General features: G+C 46.6%; 19 protein-coding genes and 2 riboswitches. Of the genes, 5 read left to right on the top strand and 14 right to left on the bottom strand.

What is annotated here, in order from left to right:
* Positions 1–28: 28 nt before the first annotated feature.
* Both mntR and M3630_RS08215 read right to left on the bottom strand, forming a co-directional pair.
* A complete protein-coding gene (gene mntR / locus M3630_RS08220; RefSeq protein WP_173609623.1) occupies positions 29–460 on the bottom strand; it encodes a transcriptional regulator MntR in 432 nt (143 codons plus the stop codon).
* A gap of 99 nt (positions 461–559) precedes the next feature.
* Entirely contained in the window at positions 560–1,123 is a 564-nt protein-coding gene (locus M3630_RS08215; protein ID WP_017247978.1) for an NADPH-dependent FMN reductase, read from the bottom strand.
* 156 nt (positions 1,124–1,279) lie between these two features.
* Here M3630_RS08215 and M3630_RS08210 point away from each other — a divergent pair, with 156 nt between their 5' ends.
* Positions 1,280–2,287 (top strand): hypothetical protein, encoded by a 1,008-nt coding sequence (locus M3630_RS08210; protein WP_251251803.1) that lies wholly within the window; start codon positions 1,280–1,282, stop codon positions 2,285–2,287.
* Positions 2,288–2,509: 222 nt separating this feature from the next.
* Here M3630_RS08210 and M3630_RS08205 read toward each other — a convergent pair whose 3' ends face one another.
* A complete protein-coding gene (locus tag M3630_RS08205) occupies positions 2,510–3,847 on the bottom strand; it encodes a M28 family peptidase (protein ID WP_251251802.1) in 1,338 nt (445 codons plus the stop codon).
* A 318-nt stretch (positions 3,848–4,165) separates the two neighbouring features.
* On the opposite strand from M3630_RS08205, the gene dat reads away from it, so the two are divergent.
* Complete coding sequence (dat, locus tag M3630_RS08200) at positions 4,166–5,017, top strand: D-amino-acid transaminase (RefSeq protein ID WP_251251801.1); 852 nt, start codon at positions 4,166–4,168, stop codon at positions 5,015–5,017.
* A gap of 306 nt (positions 5,018–5,323) precedes the next feature.
* Here dat and M3630_RS08195 read toward each other — a convergent pair whose 3' ends face one another.
* The 7 genes from M3630_RS08195 to gcvT form a co-directional block, all read right to left on the bottom strand.
* Positions 5,324–5,989: a DUF1266 domain-containing protein gene (locus M3630_RS08195; protein WP_251251800.1), complete on the bottom strand. Its 666-nt coding sequence runs from the start codon at positions 5,987–5,989 to the stop codon at positions 5,324–5,326.
* Positions 5,990–6,002: 13 nt separating this feature from the next.
* Entirely contained in the window at positions 6,003–7,859 is a 1,857-nt protein-coding gene (locus M3630_RS08190; protein ID WP_251251799.1) for a J domain-containing protein, read from the bottom strand.
* Positions 7,859–9,556 (bottom strand): molecular chaperone HscC, encoded by a 1,698-nt coding sequence (locus M3630_RS08185; protein WP_251251798.1) that lies wholly within the window; start codon positions 9,554–9,556, stop codon positions 7,859–7,861. The genes M3630_RS08190 and M3630_RS08185 overlap by 1 nt, the downstream gene beginning before the upstream one ends.
* Positions 9,557–10,158: 602 nt before the next feature.
* The gene (locus tag M3630_RS08180) at positions 10,159–10,989 is read right to left on the bottom strand and encodes a lipoate--protein ligase family protein (protein WP_251251797.1); all 831 of its coding nucleotides are present in this window, start codon (positions 10,987–10,989) and stop codon (positions 10,159–10,161) included.
* Positions 10,990–11,122: 133 nt separating this feature from the next.
* Complete coding sequence (gene gcvPB, locus M3630_RS08175) at positions 11,123–12,592, bottom strand: aminomethyl-transferring glycine dehydrogenase subunit GcvPB (protein WP_173609632.1); 1,470 nt, start codon at positions 12,590–12,592, stop codon at positions 11,123–11,125.
* Positions 12,585–13,937, bottom strand: a complete 1,353-nt coding sequence (gene gcvPA / locus M3630_RS08170; RefSeq protein WP_173609633.1) for an aminomethyl-transferring glycine dehydrogenase subunit GcvPA — start codon at positions 13,935–13,937, stop codon at positions 12,585–12,587. Before gcvPA ends, gcvPB begins: the two co-directional genes overlap by 8 nt.
* A gap of 41 nt (positions 13,938–13,978) precedes the next feature.
* On the bottom strand, positions 13,979–15,082 hold the full coding sequence (gene gcvT, locus M3630_RS08165) for a glycine cleavage system aminomethyltransferase GcvT (RefSeq protein WP_251251796.1): 1,104 nt from the start codon (positions 15,080–15,082) through the stop codon (positions 13,979–13,981).
* Positions 15,083–15,233: 151 nt separating this feature from the next.
* Positions 15,234–15,349: riboswitch (glycine riboswitch) on the bottom strand.
* A riboswitch (glycine riboswitch) is annotated at positions 15,350–15,448 on the bottom strand.
* Positions 15,449–15,668: 220 nt separating this feature from the next.
* On the opposite strand from gcvT, the gene M3630_RS08160 reads away from it, so the two are divergent.
* From M3630_RS08160 to M3630_RS08150, 3 genes are all read left to right on the top strand, one after another.
* A complete protein-coding gene (locus tag M3630_RS08160; protein WP_251251795.1) occupies positions 15,669–17,375 on the top strand; it encodes a DEAD/DEAH box helicase in 1,707 nt (568 codons plus the stop codon).
* A gap of 36 nt (positions 17,376–17,411) precedes the next feature.
* Positions 17,412–18,536 (top strand): YqhG family protein, encoded by a 1,125-nt coding sequence (locus M3630_RS08155; RefSeq protein ID WP_251251794.1) that lies wholly within the window; start codon positions 17,412–17,414, stop codon positions 18,534–18,536.
* 110 nt (positions 18,537–18,646) lie between these two features.
* The gene (locus M3630_RS08150; protein WP_251251793.1) at positions 18,647–19,504 is read left to right on the top strand and encodes a hypothetical protein; all 858 of its coding nucleotides are present in this window, start codon (positions 18,647–18,649) and stop codon (positions 19,502–19,504) included.
* 34 nt (positions 19,505–19,538) lie between these two features.
* Here the strand turns inward: M3630_RS08150 and M3630_RS08145 are convergent, their stop codons facing one another.
* Genes M3630_RS08145 through M3630_RS08130 form a run of 4 tightly spaced genes read right to left on the bottom strand, consistent with a single transcriptional unit; the run spans position 19,539 to position 22,436 of the window.
* Entirely contained in the window at positions 19,539–19,793 is a 255-nt protein-coding gene (locus tag M3630_RS08145; RefSeq protein WP_106785704.1) for a YkuS family protein, read from the bottom strand.
* A gap of 38 nt (positions 19,794–19,831) precedes the next feature.
* Positions 19,832–19,993 carry a YqzE family protein gene (locus M3630_RS08140; protein WP_007725773.1) on the bottom strand — a complete coding sequence of 54 codons (162 nt, stop codon included), beginning with the start codon at positions 19,991–19,993 and terminating at the stop codon, positions 19,832–19,834.
* A gap of 56 nt (positions 19,994–20,049) precedes the next feature.
* The gene (locus M3630_RS08135) at positions 20,050–20,571 is read right to left on the bottom strand and encodes a shikimate kinase (protein ID WP_251251792.1); all 522 of its coding nucleotides are present in this window, start codon (positions 20,569–20,571) and stop codon (positions 20,050–20,052) included.
* Positions 20,568–22,436, bottom strand: a complete 1,869-nt coding sequence (locus M3630_RS08130) for a stalk domain-containing protein (RefSeq protein WP_251251791.1) — start codon at positions 22,434–22,436, stop codon at positions 20,568–20,570. Before M3630_RS08130 ends, M3630_RS08135 begins: the two co-directional genes overlap by 4 nt.
* Positions 22,437–22,558: the final 122 nt, after the last annotated feature.

Below are 22,558 nucleotides of genomic sequence, written 5' to 3'. Positions count from 1 at the left end.
TTGCGCTATAATACGATAACGATATGGACTATTCCTCTTTTTGCTCATCTAACAAACGAATGTTACGAAGCTCTTCTATACGCTTTGGATCTGCCTCGAAGTACTGAACCAGATACTCCAGACATGTAATCGATTCCCAGCTCAGGTGGTGCTCGATTCCTTCCACATCCTGATAAATGTGCTCTTCATCCAAGCCAATGATCCGCATAAATTCTTCCAGAAGACTGTGACGGTCCACTAGGCGTTTTCCGATTTTCTTCCCTTTTGCCGTCAAGACAAGCCCACGGTATTTTTCATAAACGAGATACTTGTCTTTGTCTAGTTTTTGAACCATTTTCGTGACCGAAGAGGGATGTACTTCCAACGCTTCAGCAATATCGGAGACACGAGCATAGCCCTTTTCTTCAATTAAGTTGTAAATGCGTTCCAAATAGTCTTCCATACTCGGCGTCGGCGGCATTGTGAACCCCTCATTTCCAAACCGTTATTTCATCTAGCCAAAAAAGGCACGTAGAAATATGATACCGTGTAATGAGAAGCATTTGCAAGAGAAAAGTACCTATCGTAGCTGTTTTTCTGGTGTTGGGTTCATCATTTGGACATATTGTACGAGTTGTTGACCCAATTGCTCCATGCGCGCCTGCAATCGCTCATCCTTCAGCTTGCCTTCTGGTGTAAAGGCATTGTAAGCACTTGGGATGGAAGGGCTAGATGGCAACGGCCATGCATGCAGGTTGCGCATGATTAATTGCAAGGTGTTGACCGTGTTCGTAGCACCCATACTTCCGCCAGCGACACCAATGATGGCAACTTGCTTATCACGCAAAATGCGCCCTTCCAGGAAGTCAATGGCATTTTTCAAAGCACCTGTCATCGTGCCATGGTATTCAGGCGAACCGATTACCAATCCATCTGCTTCAGAAACCGCTTTGACAAATTGATGGACAATTTCAGGATACGTACTGGTATCATCACGGTCATCATACAGTGGCAGCTTCCAGTCCGCCAGATGAATCATTTCAACATCGGCACCTGCAGCCTTCGCGGCTTCAAGTACAATATGAATCGCTTGTTTTGTCGTAGAATTGGCATTCATGCTTCCGGCTATTCCTACAATTTTCATGGTTTCACCCCATCGATAATCTAAATACTGGTATGTTCCTCATTATATTCCATTAAGTATAATTTGTAAACATTTATGTTTATTTAATATCATCTGTTCTGAACGGACCTGTTTGTCTCATACACTTGTACCAAGTTGCAAGTGAGGATGATGCCTATGGACAAAGTCGCTTGGCGTATCGCCGTGCTTTTTGGAGGGTCTGCGTTAGGCGGATTCTACTTGGGTGGATATGAATGGTTACGCTTTTTTACTTATTTCGGTTCCTGGGGGACAATAGGCATTGCACTTGCGGCTCTTGGCCTCGGCTGGTTCGGCGTCCAGCTGTTGACCTTTTGCCATCGCAAGCAAATTCGCTCCCTGTACGAGCTGTACTACGTATTGTGTGGCGAAGCGTTCGCTTCTAGCCTATCTGTCATCACCCACATTCTGCTATTGGGGTATACAGGAGTCATGCTTGGCCAACAGGCAGATTTCCTCTTGGATGGGGTCTCTCCTCTTTGGTTCATCCTTCTCACCATTGCAGCCATCTTCTTTATCATAAATCGTCGGAGATGGATTGTCACTGCAACAGCCGTATCTCTATCCATCAGTTTAGTATTATTCGGATTGATTTTCAGTGCACAATCCCATGTGCCTCTACCGAGCTTGGGTTATCAAATGAACGTGAACTGGCTGATTCACGCCGTATTTTTCCTTGCCTTGCATTTTCTCATCGGCTTGGCCGCGACCCTACCATTGGCAGTACATGCGTCCCATGAGCAATCTGTTCGGATGGGCGCAATGATCGGAGCTGGAATCTTTCTTTTGTTCACGATGTCAGGTCAAGCTATCCTTCTTGCCCACTGGCATGATGCCCACGCCTCTGTATTGCCTATCAAACAAATATTGGTGCAAATGATACCGGGTGGCGATTGGCTTCTCGCTATCCTCTCACTCGTGCATGGTGGAGTCATTGTCGCAGCCCTCCTCTATTCGTTGACACATCCAATTGCGACACGTCAACATCTACAAATGCTGCCACTCATTGTCGTCATGCTGCTTACCGTCTTTGTATTCTCTGTCCTCACACTCGTTGTTCCGTGGAGTATGTCTGCAATTGCCAGTGCAGCGACCTATTGCGGCATGTTCTTAATGGGCTGGTACGTTTGGAAGCACCAGAATTGACATGGATTGTTTACTCGTAGCTCCTGTGGTCAAGACAGAATCTTGGCCACTTTTTTTCGCCATTATAGGAGCCAATTCAATATTCCGACCACTACCAAGAAAAAAAAGATAAACACCAAAATATTTAAAGGACTCATCGTCATGTAGGCCTCCTCTATACAAGGTTACTCTCCCTCATTTTACCACAAACGAAAAACGTCCCCCGAAGGAGACGTTTACTGTTTACAGCAAAGACTCACTTTCCGCTCTCAGTTGTCCCCCATTTGGAGAACCGATCGGATAAGCTGGCGTTGTTTGCTCTGTAATTTTGTCAATCGCTGAAAGAACCGCCTTTGTCGCCGTTGCGATTTGTGCCCAATCAATCTGCGCGATGGAGTCATCTGTTGTTTGTCCCATCCCTGCACTCGTCACAAGTGCCGTAGGAATACCCGCGGCGGCTAAAGAGTCCGCTGCACCGTTTCGTTCACGTTTCCCGTCCTTATCTGTTGGAGACACCCCTGCTGCTCTCAGGAGTTGGGTTGGCAGATTTTCGTTTCCCTGCGAATTGGTTGCAACGAGTTCCGCCTTTTGACTGCCCACCCCTTCGATATAGAAGGCTGCAATCATCGCTTGTCGGTCTTTGGCTGATAAGGCATTTGCATAAGCAATCGGACCTCTGCTTCCCGAAGTAGCCGCGCCAAAACTGACGAACCTCACTTCCGTATCGATCGGCTTGTCAGCCATATTACGCGCTATCTCAAGTAAGGCAGCTACACCAGAGCCATTGTGATTTGCCCCGGCTGATAACCCGGCGGAATCATGGTGAGCGGATACCATAACGACCTGCCCGGTGTCATTTTGATTAGGCTTTCGGCTTGCCACGATATTATACGAGGTTTGCTTGGTCGTTACGGCTCCTTCTACCTTGACGGTTCCCTTCACGGGCTGCTTGTCCAAGATGCGTTTTTGGAGCTTCGTACCATCCGCTTTGGACAAAGCGATTACAGGAACAGCAATATCCAAGGGGTCGCCCAGTGAAGCATTCCAGACTTCCTCCCGATCATTCCAGATAATCAGACCAACGGCTCCCGCAGCCGCTGCTTGGCGTACTTTTTCTCCAAACGAAATCTCGCCTCGCTTGACCAAGGCAATTTTTCCCCGGGAGGCATCATTCGCAAAATCAACCGCCCTTCCCAATCCTGCATCCACCACTTGTGCTGTTACGGTTCCATTGATCCCAAAAGTAAATACACTTACTGTCCATTTTTGATCCGGCCATTCTTCCATTGTCAGTGATAGAGTAGTAGGCTTTCGGTACGTATAATAAGAAAATGGATCGAGCTTGGTCTTGTAGCCGTAAGATCGAAGTGTATTTTCCACATAGACAGCTGCCGCAAATTCCGTTTCAGTAGCAGGTGGACGGGCTGTTCTCGCCAATTGCTCGACATGGGTGTACAAGCGTTCACGATCAATCCACTCTTGAGCTTCTTCTGCATGAACACGATGGGAAAGGAAAGGTATCGGCAATATTGTTCCACAGACAAGCAGGGCACATAGCGCATAATGACGGACAGATCGCATGGCATTCTCCCTTTCCTTCGCTCTTTACTATTTATTATGGGTGTTTACGACAAACCGAGTCTAGTCAGAATAGTTAGTCAAATAACTTCATCCTGCGCCATCCCTGGACAGCTTTCGCTTTCTTCTGCCCAAAACGTCGATTTTTCGCATGACTTCCTTCCATATGAATTCTTAATAGAAAGAGGCTTTACTTCGTAAAATTATTGATAAAGAAAAGGCGACTTTCAAATTGACCGATGTCCTTGCCTTTTGCTAAGGTTGAATCAACAAAAAACCGTTTGAAAGAAACGGATTGGAATCCATTGAGGGGGAAGCACCATGCTATATGTAGATGGAAAATGGGTAGAAGAAGGCCAAGTCGCAGTTCATCCAGAAGACCGCGGTTATAACTTTGGGGATGGCATCTATGAAGTAGTACGCATTTATAAGGGGCGCATGTACCAATGGGATGGACATCTTACCCGATTATTTCGGAGTGCCAAAGAAATAAAAATGGAGCTCCCATGGAACGCAGAAGAGCTGACAGACTTAGCGAATCAGCTAATTGCCAAGAACAACATCACGGAGAATGGCGACGCCAGTCTTTACTTGCAAGTATCCCGTGGCACCGCTCCGCGTGTACACGATATTCCGTCTGGAATCCAGCCTGTGATTATGGGCTTTGTCCGTCGCAAGGACCGCCCTGTTGCCGAAATGAAGAAAGGCTGGACAGCTCAGCTCGTCGAAGATATTCGCTGGCTGCGTTGCGATATCAAAACGCTCAATTTGCTGGGAGCTGTTCTGGTCAAACAATACGCAAAGGATGCAGGTGCCCAAGAATCGATTTTGCACCGCAACGGCATCATCACAGAGTGCAGCTCTTCCAATTTGTTCGTCGTGAAAAATGGCGAGCTGTATACACATCCGGCTGACAATCTGATCCTGCACGGAATTACTCGGCAAGTGGTCATTGATTTGGCTCGAGACAATGGCATCACTGTCCATGAAGAAGCATTCGACATTGCTTTCTTGAAGCAAGCCGATGAAATATTCCTCACCAGCACGACAGCGGAAATCATGCCGCTCATCTCGGTAGATAGCGTCGCTGTCGGAAACGGACAGCCAGGACCCGTCGCACTTACGCTACAAGACTTGTTTGAACAGCATATCAACACAAGTGTACTCGTGTAATGAAAATAACGTTTTAGTCTGGAGTTATTGATCTAACGCGGTTTTTCAAATATATATTCGGCAGCCTTCGCAAAATAAGTTTAAAACCGGTTCAATAAAAGAAACAGCGGCGGACTAAGATGTGAAAAATAAAGTCTTAGACTACCGCTGCTGTTTCGGCCTATGAATGAACTAACGTCTTCGTTAGTTCTTCTTTTTTTGGCAAAGGCCATCTCTTAGCCTTTAAGTTCGTTTGGTTTACTCAAAATCAAGCCAGCCCTACATCTTTTTGGTACGATTGAGGACTGATATTTCACGAAGGTCAGATCATTTATTACTGTTGAGAGCTACATTCCAATCAACTTGACGCATGGGACTGTGCCTAGAGGCGAGCAGCTTGGTGTAGAAACCTCGATTTTCTTTAGCAGTTTGGAAAGACGTATCCGGAATTAAAAAATCAATTCCTGCCACAAAACCGGCAATATATTCACTCCATCCGGAATACGCTTGTTGTGCCTGTCTTGCAGCACACAACATATATTCGATTGCCTGATCCTTTTGCAAGTAACCCAGTTTCAAACCAGCTCTGGATAAAAGGACACACCAAGCATAGTCATGAGCAGCAATCCCCTCTGAAGGCAGAAATCTCGAATAGTAATCGACAAGAATCAACTGAGATTTCGATTGATGGTCCTCGGGCAACGCTTGAATGTATGCCGTTCGTTCTGATTCGGAAAAAGTAAATAAGAAATGACGGAGACGATTGAATTCTTCCCTCTTCCCTTCCGATATGAGCCATTTTATTGTATCAATTAGTGCGGTCTTATCTGTAATCTGTTTTTCCTTAAGAAGAAATAGGCACGTTCGTCTACTTAAATTTTCATGATATAACGCATAATAGTAGGCTCCACTTTTGCTAAAGCAAACAGACGAAAGAGCTCGCAGAAATAATCTGTGACCCTTCTGATTATAGGTAAGAACGGTGGGTGCCATCGGTTCCTCCTTATTAGAATCGGACCGTTTTGTAGGTTCTGACAAACAGTCGAAGCAAAAATGCATAGAGAACTAGTAACAATACGGAATAAATCACTGCTTTGACGGGAACTTCATTCGTGACATTATGTACAACAATTAGTTTATCGACAACAAATTTGGAATCTTTGTATTTGGATCCAAAGTCTGTAATCTGCAAAACTTCCCATACATAGTCAGGTAACTCTTGCGGCATTTTCACGATTGTTCCTGGCGAATCAATGAAATTACTTTTTTGTAACTGCACTGCTTGATTGGCATCTGAGACCAATAAAACGATTGATGAGTTATCAAGCTTAGCAACATAAAACCATCCTGTGGGGAGAATGCTTCGAGCCCAATTACGTTTCTTACTGTAGGAAGAATTATATCGAGTACTGATAGCACCCGTTTGGGCTTTTAATTGATACTCTGTTATTCCTAGAAACTGAACACTGGGAAGCTTTATTTGGGCGACATCAGAATAATCCAGTTGATTCAGCACCTCAGTGGAAGATAGTTCTACAGGATGAATCCTATTTTTTAGATAGGAGATAGGTGTTAATCCGGTATCATTGATGAAAGAATCAGATAACAAAACATGTAGAAAAAGAATGAAGGATAGAATGAATACGACACCTGCTTTGGGCAACTGCATCCAAAACAGTTTCACACTGCCAAAAAAATTTGGCTTCCCAAGCTTTTTATACAATCTCTTTATGACTGATCTTCTGGTGAAAATGGGCATCCGCTTGGCCCGCTCCACCATCTCAGAACGGATTTGTGCAAGGCTGGTTATGGCATCGATATCATTCGGAAAACTCTCCAATATCTTCAAGTAGTTCTCCTCTGCCTTCTCTAACTCACCAAGCTGAATGAGGCATTTCCCCAACAGACGCAGGTTACCCATATTGGCAGGCATACGTGAGAGGATGTACAGACATTCGTCTTTTGCTTCTACGAATTGATGGGTTTCATACCATATCCGAGATCGAATCAGATACCAATCGATGTCATCTGGATCAATAAGGATTCCGTGTTCCATTGCAGCAAGAGCAGACTCCTTTTCACCCATTCGAAGGAAGTATTCACCCCGTAGCCGAAGCAAGTCAGGATCATCTGAATACATCGCATATGCTTCATCAAGCGATTGACCTGCCAGTTCCAGATTGTTTTCCTTAAGTGCCTGATATGCCGTCTCCCGCTTGTTCAGAAACACATCGTAGTCTAAATCGGCTGCATGCTGTATAAAGGTATAACGAAGAGCAGGTTCATCCAATTGTCTACAATAAAAATGGTAAAACTCTTCGGTGAAATGCTCCATTCGATCATCCGGATCTTCTGTTGCTAGTTCACGCCAACGAAAACAGTATTCGATGGATTCCCAAACTCTTTTAGGGAGAAACCGATGTTCATGCAAGAAATCCAATAAGGTTACTTCTACTATTTCTGTGAGCCTTACATTCCAGACAATATCGTTATTTAATAGCTTTGACCATTGTTCATGGCTGATACGAGAAGGGAAATCAGAATACACCTCTTCAACTTGTTCCATGAATTCATCTACTGGGTCAATCTCTTCTGGTCGGTCTATAGTTTCAACTGTTAGCTCGACCGTGTTGGGAGGATTGGGCCAGATATGGATGTTGTTTTCATCGGTGAACGATGGGCCAGTTTCTTTGATGGCACCCTTTTTCGCAGCCTTCACTGCATAGTCATATGCTTCTCTTAGCCTTTGATAGCCTTCCGGATCATCCTCTGGGTGGTGAACCTTCAGTTTTTGGGAGTAGGCTTTTTTAATCGATTGAATATCTTCTGTGGGTTCAATCCCCAGTACCTCCCACACACCCATTAGTAGTCGAACCCCCCTTCTAAATGATCCAGTTGTTTTTTAAACGCTAAAGTTGCCTTTTTTATCAGTTGCTGATCTTGTGTGGCTAACACAGCTTCGAACTTTTCCAGTAAATATGCAATTTCTGTGCGTTTGTCCCCAAGGGATTCTTCATACATCCGTTCACCCCGAGCAAGCAACAGTCTATTTTCGGCCCTGTCACGCGGATGGATTTTGATATCTCTCAATTCGTTAAGACGAGCTTCGATCTCCTCAGGTGACAGGCTTCCTGGGTTTTTCTCAATAATCATGTTCTTTTTCAAGCCAGTACTGACTATAGTAACTTCAACCTCCAAAATCCCATTAATATCATAGGTATAGCGTATATCTATAGACTGCTGGCCTGCGGGACCTTTTGGCACCTCTACTTTGAGTTCCCCCAGTTTGATGTTGTTCTCGACACGGCGGCTCTCCCCCTGGTATATTTCGGTGAGAATCGCAGTCTGATCATCATTGACTGTATACAGACGCTTTACTTTGCTCACTGGTATGGGCGTGTTACGTTCAATGATCGGCAGATAATGTCCATCCTCAAAGCCGCTTGCTGTTCTTTTCACAATATCGGTTCCAAGCGTATAAGGGCATACATCCGTCAGAATAATCTCTTTTAAGGCTTCGTTTCTCTCCTTGAGAGCAACTTGAATCGCAGCTCCAATCGCTACCGATTCATCTGGGTTGATTTGCGAGTAGGGCAAGCGTCCAAACATTTTGCTAACAGTCGACTTGATTATCGGCATTCTGGTGGCACCACCGATGAGAATGATAGCATCCAGCTCCTCAGGAGTAAGAGATGCGTCTCTCAATGCTCGCTCGATCGGGTGGCGCAAACGAAGCAAGAGCTGACTTGCAAGCTTCTCAAATTCATTTCGATCCAAGCTGATTTCATGTGTTTTGCCGTTTATGGTAAAGTTCATTTTTCCAATCAGATCTCGGCCAATCATCCGTTTACAAAGTTCCGCCTGTTTGACAATGGCAGAGTGTGCCTTGGCATCTAGAGCCTCAGAATCCATCCCTGTTTTTTCAACAAAATAGGCAGCGAGTAGCTTGGTGAAGTCCTCGCCACCAAGATAGTTATCTCCTGCTATCGATTTGACCTCCATGACTCCTTCAAAAAACTCGAGTATAGAAACGTCAAAGGTTCCTCCCCCCAAATCAAAGACCAGGAATTTGGTATCGGACTTTTCCTGATGAAGTCCATACGCGATCGCAGCGGCAGTAGGTTCACTGATGAGCCTCTCTACTTTTAACCCGGCTAATTCGGCAGCACGCTTGGTTGCCTTTCGCTGAGAGTCATTAAAATAAGCCGGAACGCTAATCACCGCTTCCGTAACCTCATATCCAAAAAATGCTTCAGCATCTGCCTTCAAGGCTTTTAGGACAAAAGAGGAAAGCTCTTCAGGAGAAAATGAATACTGCCCCAACTTAAACAGCTTTTCTGTACCCATATACCGTTTGAAGGCTGCTGCAGTTACATGGGGATGGGTAATGAGACGCTCTTTTGCAATTTGGCCAACCAGAATTTCACCATTGTCATCGATGCTTACAACAGATGAAGTAAGATGTTCTCCCAACGCATTCGGTATTAGCTCGGGACCGTTATCACACCAAAAAGCTACTAGACTATTCGAAGTACCCAAATCAATACCTATCGTTGTCATAGAATATGAATACCCTCATTTCTCATGTAATGTATAACAACTCAACCGTTATTTAGTAATTATATTCAATAGTATTTATAGTATTAAAAATCGATCAAAAACAAAAGGTTTATAATATGGTTCCTGTCACTCTTAGAATTAGTTTAATGTCCCACTTTCTCCAATTTCATCATTCTCGCACAAGTCTATAAACAATGACTTACAACCTATCCTCGTATGTGGCAACCTCCGTTATACATTGAAGGACTATAAGGACGAAGAACCCGATACATTGAAAGTTACATTTCCGCATTTTGTTATTCGTCAATCGAAGTCATTAGGCTTTTCAAAAGAGAATAATGTATACGAAGTTTCGCTTCCGAATAATTATGCTTCTTCAAACCATAAAGACTTTATAACCGAACTCCCAGTACAAATAGAGTAACGACACGTTACAAAAAAGGGTGGGGACTAAATCAAAAATAGTGTATTTTCTTCCTTCTACTGTATTTGATCATCCTGCCCGTAAATTCGATTCTAGTACATTATTTTCACTGGACATACTCGTGTAATGAAAAAAAGCTCTCCCGGTATGCACATAAATCCGAGAGAGCTACTCTTTTTTAACGACGCAAATTCCATTCGTCTGTGGCATAGCGCGTACGCACAAGTTCTTCTGCCAAAGCGAGTTCTTCGTCCGTAAGCGTTGAAGGAATCAGCTCCACTTCCAGTCCGGATGCAAAGCCTTTTGAGAACGCCTCGATAGATTCTTGCAGACTGATTGGCCGAGGGCTTACTTCGTTGATCGTCACGGCTTTTTGTCGGAAGCTATTGATCATCCGTTGTTTTACCCGTTCGGATGGGAAATGCAAGAGTGAGAATAGCAAATCTACGTCCATATCAAGCAGGATAGAGCCATGCTGAAGGATAACACCCTTTTGTCGGGTTTGCGCGCTTCCGGCTACTTTTTTCCCCTCTACCACGAGTTCATACCAAGAGGGAGAATCGAAGCAGGCGGATGACCCTGGAGAATTGTACTTTTCCTTCTCCTCTTCACTTGCCAAGGAAACCATTTCCGCCGAGAGACCCAGGTTTTGGAATCCGTGGAGAAGTCCCAAGCTGATGATTTTGTATGCTTCTGTCACGCTCGAAGGCATTTTCGGATGCTCTTCGGACACGATGACACTGTATGTCAGCTCCTGATCGTGGAGAACAGCACGCCCTCCTGTCGCTCTGCGAACAAAGCCCAGTCCTCTATTTTGAACTTCCTCCAGATTGATTTCCTTGATGGCCTTCTGGAAATAACCAATAGACAGTGTCGCCGGGTCCCACGTGTAAAAACGAACGGTCGGTAGAACCTTCCCCTCACTGTGCAACTGCAAAATTGCTTCATCTACTGCCATATTCATCGCGGGTGACATGGCTTCGGTCACGATATAGCGCCACTGTTCCATCTATGTACCTCCTCATTCACAACGCCTTCATTGTACGCTTCTGGCACGAGGGACGGCAAGCCTTTGATGCTCTAATTTTGAGCGGAAAGAAAAGCCGCCCGTAACAACAGGCGACTTTTCCTGGAATCTAGGATTATGCTTGCGGCTGATAACGCAGGATTGGCTTTCTTGCCGCTGTCGCTTCATCCAAACGCTTGACCACAGTCGTATGAGGAGCTTCCTGAACGATTTCTGGCGTTTCCTCGCACTCGCGGGCAATTTGCAGCATGACGTCGATGAACTCATCGAGTGTTTCTTTTGTCTCGGTTTCGGTCGGTTCGATCATGAGGCACTCGTCCACGATCAATGGGAAGTAGATCGTTGGCGGGTGATAACCGAAGTCGAGCAAGCGTTTTGCGATATCGAGCGTGCGTACGCCCAGCTTCTTCTGGTTCACTCCAGACAGGACGAACTCATGCTTGCAGACGCGATCAAATGGCAGATGATAAGCCGTTGCCAGACGACGCATCATGTAGTTGGCGGAGAGAACCGCGTTTTGGGAAACTTGCAGCAAGCCTTCTGGCCCCATCGTACGGATATAGCTGTACGCACGAACGAGAATACCGAAGTTTCCGTTGTAGCCTTTTACGCGACCGATGGAAGCCGGACGATTGCTGTCCCAGTAGAAGCTGCCGTCTTCCTTTTTCGCTACGATTGGGGTAGGCAGGAATGGCTCGAGAATTTTTTTCACGCCGACCGGACCTGCACCTGGACCGCCACCGCCGTGAGGTCCTGTAAACGTTTTGTGCAAGTTCAGATGCACCACGTCGAAGCCCATGTCTCCCGGACGGGCAATTCCCAAAATCGCGTTCGCATTCGCACCATCATAGTACAAGAGGCCGCCAGCTTCATGGACGATTTTCGCCATTTCCACGATATCTTCTTCAAACAATCCGAGTGTGTTCGGGTTCGTCAGCATCAAAGCAGCCGTGTCAGGTCCTACTGCATCACGCAGCGCTTGAATGTCAACCAATCCACGCTCGTCAGATGCAATGGTTACGGTATCCAAACCAGCTACAGCAGCAGATGCCGGGTTCGTACCGTGTGCGGAGTTCGGCACGATTACTTTGGTACGATGGCCTTCCCCACGGCTCTCGTGGTAGGCGCGGATCATCATCAAACCTGTCCACTCACCCGCAGCACCAGCGGCTGGTTGCAGAGTAACTGCGTCCATGCCTGTAATTTCACCCAGCTCTTCTTGCAGGTTGTACAACAGCTCCAAAGCACCCTGTACGGTTTCTTCCGGTTGGTACGGATGTGTCTGCGCAAAGCCTGCGTAACGGGCAACGTCTTCGTTAATTTTCGGGTTGTATTTCATCGTGCAAGAACCAAGCGGATAGAAGCCATTGTCTACCCCGTGGTTGCGACGAGACAGTTCTGTATAGTGACGAACCAATTGCAGCTCAGATACCTCTGGCAGCTCAGCCGGGGTTTCACGAATGAGGTGCTTTGGCAAAAGGCTTGCTACTTCTACTTCTGGAACATCCAAAGCCGGCAAATTGTAGCCCACACGGCCTGGCTTGCTCATTTCAAAAATCAGTGCTTTCTCCTGGTCGTTACGCACGTGTGATCGCCTCCAATTCAGCCGCCAATGTGTCGATTTCTTCTTTGGTTCGCAGCTCAGTTACTGCAAGCAAGGTATGATTTGCAAACTCTGGATAGTCGAGACCGAGATCATAGCCCCCGATGATTCCTGCAGCCAACAGGCCTTTGTTTACTTCTGCAACTGGTTTGTTCAGCTTCACCACAAACTCGTTGAAGAATGGAGAAGTGAATACGATCTCCAACCCTTTTGCTTGCAGGGCATTCTTGGCGTAATGAGCTTTTTGCAGATTCATCATCGCCATTTCTTGTACACCCTGTTTGCCGAGTGCTGTCATGGCAATAGAAGCAGCCAATGCGAGCAGCGCTTGGTTCGAGCAGATGTTGGAAGTCGCTTTTTCACGACGAATATGTTGTTCACGCGCTTGCAGCGTCAAAACGAAGCCGCGTTTGCCATTTTCGTCCTTCGTTTGACCGACGATACGACCTGGCATTTTGCGCATCAGTTTGGATGTCGTAGCAAAGTATCCGCAATGTGGTCCACCAAAGGATGCTGGGATACCGAATGGCTGCATGTCGCCCACTACGATATCTGCGCCCAGTTTGCCCGGCGCCTCCAGTACACCCAGAGCAAGCGGATTGGAGGATGTAATCAACAGTGCACCTTTTCCGTGCGCGATTGGTTCAATCGCTCCCAAGTCCTCTACGTTTCCGAAGAAGTTCGGATACTGCACGATGACCGCTGCTGTGTTTTCATCGACAAGCGCTTCCAGAGCCGCTGTATCCGTAACGCCATTGCTGTTGATACCTACTTCAACCAGCTCAACATTTTGACCATACGCATATGTTTTCAAAACGCCACGCGCTTCTGGATGTACAGCACGGGAAACGATTACGCGCTTTTTGCCAGTATGGCCAGCAGCCATCATTGCTGCCTCTGCCAAAGAAGTCGCGCCGTCATACATCGAGGAGTTGGCTACCTCCATGCCAGTCAGCTCACATACCATCGTTTGGAACTCGAAAATAGCTTGCAGCTCACCTTGGCTGATTTCTGGCTGGTAAGGTGTATAAGCGGTAAAGAATTCACCGCGGAGCAGCATGTGATTGACTGTGCTCGGCGTGTAATGTTGATAAACACCCGCACCTAGAAAGTTAACATGCGTGCTGAAGTTTACGTTTTTATTTGCGAGGTGTGTAAAATACTTCACCAAATCTGGCTCGGAAAGTGCTTCTGGAATATTCAAAGCACCTTTGAAGCGCACTTCTTCCGGAATATCAGCAAACAGTTCTTCTACACTCGAAATGCCGAGGGTTTCCAGCATTTCGCGCTTGTCCTGATCAGTTTGGGGCAAGTAGCGGTATTTCACGGACGTTGTCCTCCTCTAAAAGGATGTATGTGGTGGATCGTTTAGTTTTTTGGGCGTTTATAAAATGGAGCGGCAACGACTTCTGCTTTCAGACGTTTTCCGCGGATTTCTACTTCTACTTGTGTACCTAGCGCAGTATGCTCGGTTTTTACGAGAGCGAGACCGACGTTTTTCTTCAAGGTTGGGGATTGTGTTCCCGTTGTCACTTCGCCAATGAGCTCTTCCCCCACATAGACAGGGTAATGCGTGCGCGGAATCCCACGATCGATCATTTCGATCCCTACCAGCTTGCGTGGAGCTCCGTTTTCTTTTTGTGCCTTCAGTACTTCTTGACCGATGAACGGCACTTCTTTGTCTACCTTGACAGCAAAGCCAATGCCCGCTTCGATCGGCGTAATGTCTTTGCTGAGCTCTTGACCGTACAATGGCAGCTTGGCTTCAAAGCGAAGCGTATCGCGCGCACCGAGACCGCACGGCAACAGACCTTCATCTTTTCCGGCATCCAGCAAAATGTCCCACAGCTCTGCTGCACGATCGGCATCCAAATAAATCTCGAAGCCATCTTCGCCAGTATAGCCAGTGCGAGAGACCAATGCCGGAATGCCACTCACTTGCACATCACGCTCAAAACGGAAAAAACCGATTTGAGACAAGTCTGTAGTCGTCAGCTTTTGCAGAATGGGCTCTGCCAAAGGACCTTGAATCGCGATTTGTGCTGTTTGTGGCGAAATATTCTCAATCGTTACGCCTGGAATCAGATGTTCTTCTAGCCACGCATAGTCTTTGTCGATGTTCCCCGCGTTGATGACGAGCAGGTAATGATCATCTGCATACTTGTAAACAAGCAGATCGTCTACCGTCCCCCCATCCGGGTAGCAAAGCACACTGTACTGCGCCTGCCCGACTTGCAGCTTGGACACGTCATTCGTAGTCACACGCTGGAGATAAGAAAGAGCGTTTTCCCCTTTTACGTCCACTTCTCCCATATGGGAAACATCAAATAGACCAGCTTTTGTCCGAACGGCTTCATGCTCTTGACCAATGCTTGTAAACTGCACTGGCAGATCCCAACCACCGAAGTCGATGGTTTTCGCGCCATACTTTGCATAAGAATCAAATAGTGGCGTACGTTTCAAATTGGACATGTGGCACCTCCTGTGAACAATAAGATCTTAGAAAACTTGGCTTCGCTGAGCCTTTGGCGAGGCCTTCGTTGCACTTATGTCGATAGGAGTCTTATCGACCAAAACAAAACAGAGGGGGAAAAACGGGTACACCAAATTGAATGGTGCCCATTTCTCCTCCTCTGTCCTTGGTACCTGAGAGTTACCTTGCGAATCAGATGGGGGTTACATCGTTCCCCACTTGCAAGTTTCCCCTTTGGTGGCTCATGTGAGCTCTCTCCAGAGTTGCGTCCGGTAGAGGTACTTTTGCCTGAGAGATTCACCGTTTACCGGCTTGCTCCTTCGGCGCTGCCAAACGTTCAAGCAGTCTCTCCCTACTACCATCATTCGCGGTTGTTTCATGGTCATACATAAGTTTCTGCTGTCATTTCCATACTAAGGGATGTACTACCTCTTTATCCTACCATGAGAGTCCAAAGTTGAAAATATACAAATTAACAGTCAGATTCAGAAAAACTTAACAAAACACATTGACAATAGATAAACGTTCAGTTTTTTGTCATTTACCATGAAAGTTATGGCAGAGCTATGAAAAGGAGTATCTTATATGCCGAATGTTCCTATTTCATTTGATACGAGTTGGATCAATACGCTTACAGAACGCATGCAAGAAGATGGCCCCTGGGATAAGTGGGAGCTGTTCAAGCTCTCATTGGAAGCGGAGGAAGCGATGGCTGTTCACGAATTTGACCAGCTACAGTGTCTGAAATACCTCCCACTCTTATCGCCATTCCCTCACCAGTTGGACACAGCAAAACGCGTCCTGCTAGAAATGCGCGGTCGTGCCATTCTCGCAGATGAGGTCGGTCTGGGAAAGACGATCGAAGCAGGATTGATCATGAAAGAGTATATGGTTCGCGGCTTGGCTAAAAAAATTCTCGTCCTGGTTCCGGCCTCTCTCGTGATTCAATGGACAAAAGAGCTTCATCAAAAATTCGGCATTGCAGCCGTCGCACAAAAAAAAGAATATATGTGGCGCCAGCACGAAGTCGTGGTCGCATCGATAGATACAGCAAAACGAGATCCGCACAGGCGACACGTACTCGACATCGATTACGATATGCTGATCATCGACGAGGCCCATAAACTCAAAAATAAACGGACACGCAACTATCAGTTCGTCAAAGAGATCCGCAAAAAATATTGCCTGCTCCTTACAGCCACCCCCATTCAAAATGAGATGGACGAGCTATACAACCTCATCAATTTGTTAAAGCCAGGTCACCTCGGCCATACTTCCACCTTCTCTACCAATTACGTAGAGGGCAAACGTCAATCCAAAAACAGCGAGAAATTGCGGGAAGAAATTGAAAAGGTCATGATTCGCAACAAACGAAGTGATGGCGGTATCCAATTTACCAGCCGCCGCGTTCAGTCCATTCCGATTGACCTTTCGCCTGAGGAAATGACGTTGTACGAAGGCGTGACCCGCTTTGTCCGCGAGCAGTACCAAACTGGATTGGGGGTTGGGGGCTTCAACTCCCTCGCTTTGATTACCTTGCAGCGTGAGGTCTGTTCAAGTAAGGAAGCTGCGTTTATGACGCTGTATAATATGCACCAGCGCACTGGCGAGGACTCTCCCCTGCGTACGCAAATTCTTGAGCTAGTCGAGATGATCAAACAAATTGAGACGCATTCCAAAGCTGCCAAAGCGGTTGAGCTCATTCAACAAATCAACGACAAAGTGATCATTTTTACAGAGTACCGGGCAACACAAAACTATCTGCAAAAATATTTGCATGACCACGGCATTACTTCTGTCCCCTTTCGCGGCGGCTTTAAACGCAGCAAAAAGGACTGGATGACTGATCTTTTCCAAAACCGAGCACAAGTCCTGATCGCGACGGAAGCAGGCGGCGAAGGTATCAATTTGCAGTTCTGCAATCAGGTGATTAATTACGACATGCCTTGGAATCCCATGCGAGTGGAGCAACGAATCGGTCGCGTCCATCGACTGGGTCAAAAAAGGGATGTGCACATTTACAATTTATCGACAACAGGAACGATCGAGGAGCATATTCTCAAGCTGCTGTATGAAAAAATCGATCTGTTTGAAATGGTCATCGGTGAACTCGATGATATTGTGGAACGCCTGAATCTAAATCACTCCTTGGAAGATAATCTGATTCAAATCATTATGGATTCCCGTTCGTCCAAAGAAATGGCGCTGAAGCTCGATAACATTGGACACGCCATTCGGGCAAGCAAAATAACAAAAGAAGCCGTCCCGCTTTCTGAGGCGGCTGACCAATAATTCTTGTTGGAAACGAAAAAGAAATGAGGTCTCCTGATGCAGCAACAACAGGTCAGACAATTTGTCGAGCGCTATTTGGCGACTTTTTCTGCCCATATCGTCGAGTCTCACCCGGATTATTTCACAGTCAAGCTCCCTGTCGAGGTGGACAAAGATATCGGCAATCGCCCTTTTTACTGGAGCTGGGTAGATAAGATGAATTTGGCTTATCAGCCATTGGTGCTCACCTTTACTTTTCATCCGGATTGCACGCCTGAAGGCTTGCGATCCGAGCATCTGCATATAGGCGCTACACGCATGCAACAAATTTTCGCTTCAGCCAAAAAGCACGGCAGCTTTATCTGTATGTACGAGCAACAGGGGGGCCTTTTAGGTAATGCTGGCAAGCGTCGGTCAACCCCTCTCGTGCCTTGGCTCGGGATGAACTTAAAGATTTCTCTGCTCTGTGACAAGCGACGGGACATTTTATTGTACCTGGGGATTAATTTGCATCAGCCACGGCTGGTGACGGATTTCACATCGTTTTTATTTTCACTTTCCCTGACCCCTGCGATCCCTGACTACTACTACACATTGGATCGGAAGGTTACCATACAGGAAGCCCTCCAAATGGCACAGCAGGAAGTCGAACATACACTGGAACAAGAAGATCAGCAATGGGCAGAGGAAGCGCGCACACGTTTGCGTGAAGAGTTGGCCATCTTGGAAGCGTACTATGAAGAATTGGCACGACGCGAACCGGAAAATCAGCAGACAAACACAGACGAAGCCGAAGAAGAAGCAGGGCAGCCGGAAGCTCAGCCGTCACTCGAGCAAGAAGCCCTGCACCCCGAGCCTGATCCAGCTGGACCAACTTCTGTCGAACAGCCCGTATCTTTTGACGAATACCGGGCGTCTGGCGGACGAATCCTCGACTTTTTACGTACAAACGGAATCCAAATCACTCCACGCGAAGAGGTTAATCAAGCAGAGTGGAAAAAGAGCACACCAGATGAGGAGCGACAACGTAGAAAAGATGAGCTGGCATGGCAATACGAGCCGCGGATCGAGGTTTCGTTCATTAACGGTGGCTTGTTCTATTTATCTTCCGTTCCTCCGCTCATGCGGTCATCGAAAGCAAAAAGCATGCGACATCTCCCCGCATCAGGGCGAATCATGTAAAAGATCAACGAGAAAATGTGAAACAGAAAAGACACGTTGCAACAAATCTTTTTGTCATAGCTGGTTACAATAGGAATAGGTTAAGCCTTTACAAAAGGTGGTGCATAGTTGTGACCAGACGATTTTTTCCTTTTATCGCTGCTCTTTTGGCTCTAATGCTGCTTTCCTCACCAGCTTTTGCGCAAGACGAAGCTAGCTGGGACAAGCAATTCCAAGCACAAATTCGAGAATGGATGGATGCAATCGCAAGCCGAGACCCTCAATTCAAGCAATGGCAAGGCGCAAAGACGGACGTGCAAACACTAGGTGCGGGACAGCATCAATGGCTGGTAAGTATAAAAAAAGCGGACAAGCAAGTAGGATATTTGGTGATAGGAGAAGCACCTGATTCCACTACCCATGAAAAATTTGTTCTGCTGGAATACGGTGTCGGGGAGTACATCTTGTTCGATGACGCTTTTGCTCCGAAGGAAATCGCGGCAGAGCCAGTTTATGACGGGTTCGCTTCCTACTGGCTGATCACCCAAAAGTCAGATACACAAATGGTCAATGCAAAAACGGGAGAAATGTACCCCACTTCTTTTCATATTAGTGAACCCACTGTCGATGCTTTTGCAGGCGAGCAGCTCATACAAAATGGCCAACGCCTGACTCAAATGAGAATTTTAAGCGCAGCCGAGTCTGATCCTTTTGATCATATCGGGTGGGTCAGCCAAATGAGTACAACGGATACGGACGTGTCCTGGAACCAATTATGGCAGCAAGATTATACCTCACCGGTAACATTAGCCGTCCCGATTCATCAGTCACAGGTTTTGGCACCCTTTGTCGTGGGGTCCCTGCATTTATGGAATGATCAAAATGCTTATGTCGGCGTATGGGATGAGGGCCTGCGCTTTGTTCCGTATTCGTATGCCCATCGCGTCGGACGATTTTTCGTAAACGAAACAAGCTCTCCTGCCGAATAACCGGTTGGAGAGCTTGTTTTTTTACGTTTTCTATTCACCGATGTTCTGTAGGAGAGAGACGTTCATGAACGGCATGAAAAATTTCATTGACCGTCATACCCTCTGCATTAATGACGGGAGCTCCAGTAATCGTTTTGTTTTGATCACCCAGTACGTTGATATCCTGTCCTGTAATGACAATCGCATCTACCACCTGCTGCCAGTTGCCCAGATCAACAACTTCATAACCATTTTGACGCAGCATCTTGCACACTTCAGACAGGGAATTTTCTACCGCTACTCTCGCCATATGCACCCTCCGTCTCGTTCATGATAGGTTTACGAATTTTATTTGCGCCACAACAGTCGAATGGACATGGGAATGGCACCAAACCAGCGTGACGACCAGGACTCCCGTGGAGTCTTACGCAAACGGCGTTCATCTTTTGGGGTGTCCATGTACTGGACAAACAGTTTCGTCAGGTACTTTAAATATTCCTGAAAGGACATCGCACTTGACCTCCTTCTTACTCGTGGATTCCACCACGGCGCAAGCTCTGTCCCCTCTATTGTTCCCCGTCCTGTGTTCTTTCAACCACTTGGCTCGCAATTTCCATCACGATATCGGAAAGGCTCTTTCCTGTCGTATCCACCTGAATCGGAGCGAAATCGTATACACCTGCGCGCTCCGTCATTAAGGCTTTTACCCTGGTTGCGACTCCTCCTGCCAACAACGGCCGGCCTGTATCATTTTCCAAACGCTTGATGAGCTCCTCTTCCGTGGCATGCAGCGCGATGACGATGCCATGCTCCATCATCATCTCTACATTTTGCTTCCGCAATACAGCTCCTCCCCCAGTTGTTACTACCTGAGATCCTACTGCCAGTAATTGCGCCAGACGTTTCGTCTCAACGTCTCGGAAATACGCTTCTCCTTGATCCGTGAAGATTTCTGGAATACTCCGACCTTCACTTTCCACAATCGCATCATCCAAGTCCGTATGCTTCATTCCCAAAGAGGCAGCGAGTGCGGCGCCAACCGTGGTTTTTCCCGTTCCCATAAATCCGACCAACACCAGGTTTTTCATTTTGTTTCTGCCGCCCTTCCAATCGTTTGGTATGTATTGATCTTCACCGTTTTTTGTTGTTGATTGTACGCTGTCTCATATCCCAATGCTTTTTCAAAAAAGGACAGTGGAACCATCGTACGTTCTTTGATCTCAATTAACGGGCTGCCTAGATCGATTCGCTTCCCATCTACGTCAGCAAAGCGCTCCCGTTCCTTTATAAATACCTCGCGTCCATTTCCTTTTACGCGGATCATTTGTTTCTTGTCGTCCCAGCTAATCGCTAATCCCATTTTCTCACCGAGCTCTCGCAACGGGATATACACCGTATTTTGGGTGACCCGAGCTGGAATCGATGGATAAAAACTCATGTTATTAATGATTGTGGTGATATAGGGTTCCAATTGAACAGCACCAAAGCCATTCTTATTTGCACTGTTGGTATACAGGGTGAAATATTTCGCTTCCCCTTGCAAGGTTTGTCCAAGCGCCTGATCGAGATGCTCTGCACCAATGACACTGCCATGATAATTTTGCTGGACGCGCTGCAAGAATCGCTTATAGGCATCGTCACCGATTTTGCGGCGCAGGTTGTCGAACAGGAGTGCTCCCCGGGAATACCAGGTCAGCTTAAACTCTTCTTCGGTGGCAAACCTCTGCAATGGCTTGTCGAGCTTTCCATTTGGATAACGCTCTTGCAAACGTTTGACATCCCGGTTGTACGTATCCAGCAGAGTCGTAGCTGATTGAGCACCATAACGCTTCTGCAAGTAATGGGAAACACCGAGCTCTACCAGCCCCTCATCAAGCCACCCATGCGAGGACTCCAAGGTAGCTACACTGTTGTACCACCAAAGATGTCCTACCTCATGCGGCAGCCAATGATCGATCAAATTGTTGTGATGCATGTCTCTTTTGAACACAGCGAGGTTTGCGTATTCCATGGCGTACGTCGTTCCAGTACTTGTTTCCGCAATCGCCACATGCGGATACGGCAACGGTCCATACATGTCGATGAAAGTAGGAAAGACCGATTGGGCAATGGTCTTGATTCGTTCAATGTTACCTTTATCCACGGAAGCAATGTCCACCGTTAAATTCGGAGCAAATTGAATCGTTTCAATGTGATAAAGCGGACTTCCCACCAATCCAAAGTTCAACAGATTTTTTGCTTGATAATGGACTTGCTGCTTATTTCCACCGATTGACTTCGTTTGCCCTCTGCCCCACGAACTGACCCATTTGTAGCCTTGTGGAGAGGTAAATGACACATCGTAATCTCCATAGTGGTAGACGAATGGATCACCAAAATCAACGCGTTGCGGCGGGTCATACCAAACGCCTTTTTGATTTTGGGCCCCAAGCATCGGGTACCAAGTCGTCAACGTCCATATATCGTCTTTGACCCCAAAACGTGTGCCTCTGCGTGGAACCGGGTTCTCAAATTCAATGGTTAAAGCGCCACGAAGCTCCTTACCAAGAGGATTTGCCAGCTTCACCAGCGATTGACCACGTTCAAAAGAAAGCGGCTTGTCCTTGTAGCGAATCGACTTCACCGTCATTTTGTTCCAAAGGTAATCGTAAATATACAATCGTACATCTGGCGTTTTCGGATTATCGAACTCCAATGTCATGTTTCCGGTTATTTTTGCTTCAGACGTATGTAATTCAGCTTGAATCTTATATACCGGGTTTAAATCCTTTACATAAGACGGCAGAGGCGGATCATATGAAAATGGATCGACGAACGTTTGCTCCCCCTCAGGTGATTGATTCATGGCAATGATTTGAGAAATGGCTGGCCAATACGCGACGACCCCAACTGAGCCGAAAAAAACGAGGATCGTCACGCATACGAGCAAGCTGGTTTTATGTAGTGATTTCATGACAGCCCCCATATAATAAATCGCCCGGCGGCAGGCGCTATATGTTTTTGTTTCATTGTAGCAAATATATGTCAAACTGAGTAGAAATTCAGGAGATTCTGTAGAGAAAACGCCTTATTTGG

It is taken from the genome of Brevibacillus sp. MER 51 (assembly GCF_023714195.1).
Taxonomy (GTDB): domain Bacteria; phylum Bacillota; class Bacilli; order Brevibacillales; family Brevibacillaceae; genus Brevibacillus.
Note: the sequence above shows the minus strand (reverse complement) of the source record. Positions and strands in the feature narration are given on the sequence as shown.

Bases quoted from the DNA above. Each gene is read 5' to 3' on its own strand.
- M3630_RS08180 (WP_251251797.1), bottom strand. From the start codon at position 10,989: ATGGAACAGTGGCGCTATATCGTGACCGAAGCCATGTCACCCGCGATG.
- M3630_RS08195 (WP_251251800.1), bottom strand. From the start codon at position 5,989: ATGGCACCCACCGTTCTTACCTATAATCAGAAGGGTCACAGATTATTT.
- M3630_RS08205 (WP_251251802.1), bottom strand. From the start codon at position 3,847: ATGCGATCTGTCCGTCATTATGCGCTATGTGCCCTGCTTGTCTGTGGA.
- dat (WP_251251801.1), top strand. From the start codon at position 4,166: ATGCTATATGTAGATGGAAAATGGGTAGAAGAAGGCCAAGTCGCAGTT.
- M3630_RS08190 (WP_251251799.1), bottom strand. From the start codon at position 7,859: ATGGGTGTGTGGGAGGTACTGGGGATTGAACCCACAGAAGATATTCAA.
- M3630_RS08160 (WP_251251795.1), top strand. From the start codon at position 15,669: ATGCCGAATGTTCCTATTTCATTTGATACGAGTTGGATCAATACGCTT.
- M3630_RS08140 (WP_007725773.1), bottom strand. From the start codon at position 19,993: ATGTCCTTTCAGGAATATTTAAAGTACCTGACGAAACTGTTTGTCCAG.
- mntR (WP_173609623.1), bottom strand. From the start codon at position 460: ATGCCGCCGACGCCGAGTATGGAAGACTATTTGGAACGCATTTACAAC.
- M3630_RS08185 (WP_251251798.1), bottom strand. From the start codon at position 9,556: ATGACAACGATAGGTATTGATTTGGGTACTTCGAATAGTCTAGTAGCT.
- M3630_RS08210 (WP_251251803.1), top strand. From the start codon at position 1,280: ATGGACAAAGTCGCTTGGCGTATCGCCGTGCTTTTTGGAGGGTCTGCG.
- M3630_RS08155 (WP_251251794.1), top strand. From the start codon at position 17,412: ATGCAGCAACAACAGGTCAGACAATTTGTCGAGCGCTATTTGGCGACT.
- M3630_RS08135 (WP_251251792.1), bottom strand. From the start codon at position 20,571: ATGAAAAACCTGGTGTTGGTCGGATTTATGGGAACGGGAAAAACCACG.
- gcvT (WP_251251796.1), bottom strand. From the start codon at position 15,082: ATGTCCAATTTGAAACGTACGCCACTATTTGATTCTTATGCAAAGTAT.
- M3630_RS08215 (WP_017247978.1), bottom strand. From the start codon at position 1,123: ATGAAAATTGTAGGAATAGCCGGAAGCATGAATGCCAATTCTACGACA.
- M3630_RS08145 (WP_106785704.1), bottom strand. From the start codon at position 19,793: ATGGCGAGAGTAGCGGTAGAAAATTCCCTGTCTGAAGTGTGCAAGATG.
- M3630_RS08130 (WP_251251791.1), bottom strand. From the start codon at position 22,436: ATGAAATCACTACATAAAACCAGCTTGCTCGTATGCGTGACGATCCTC.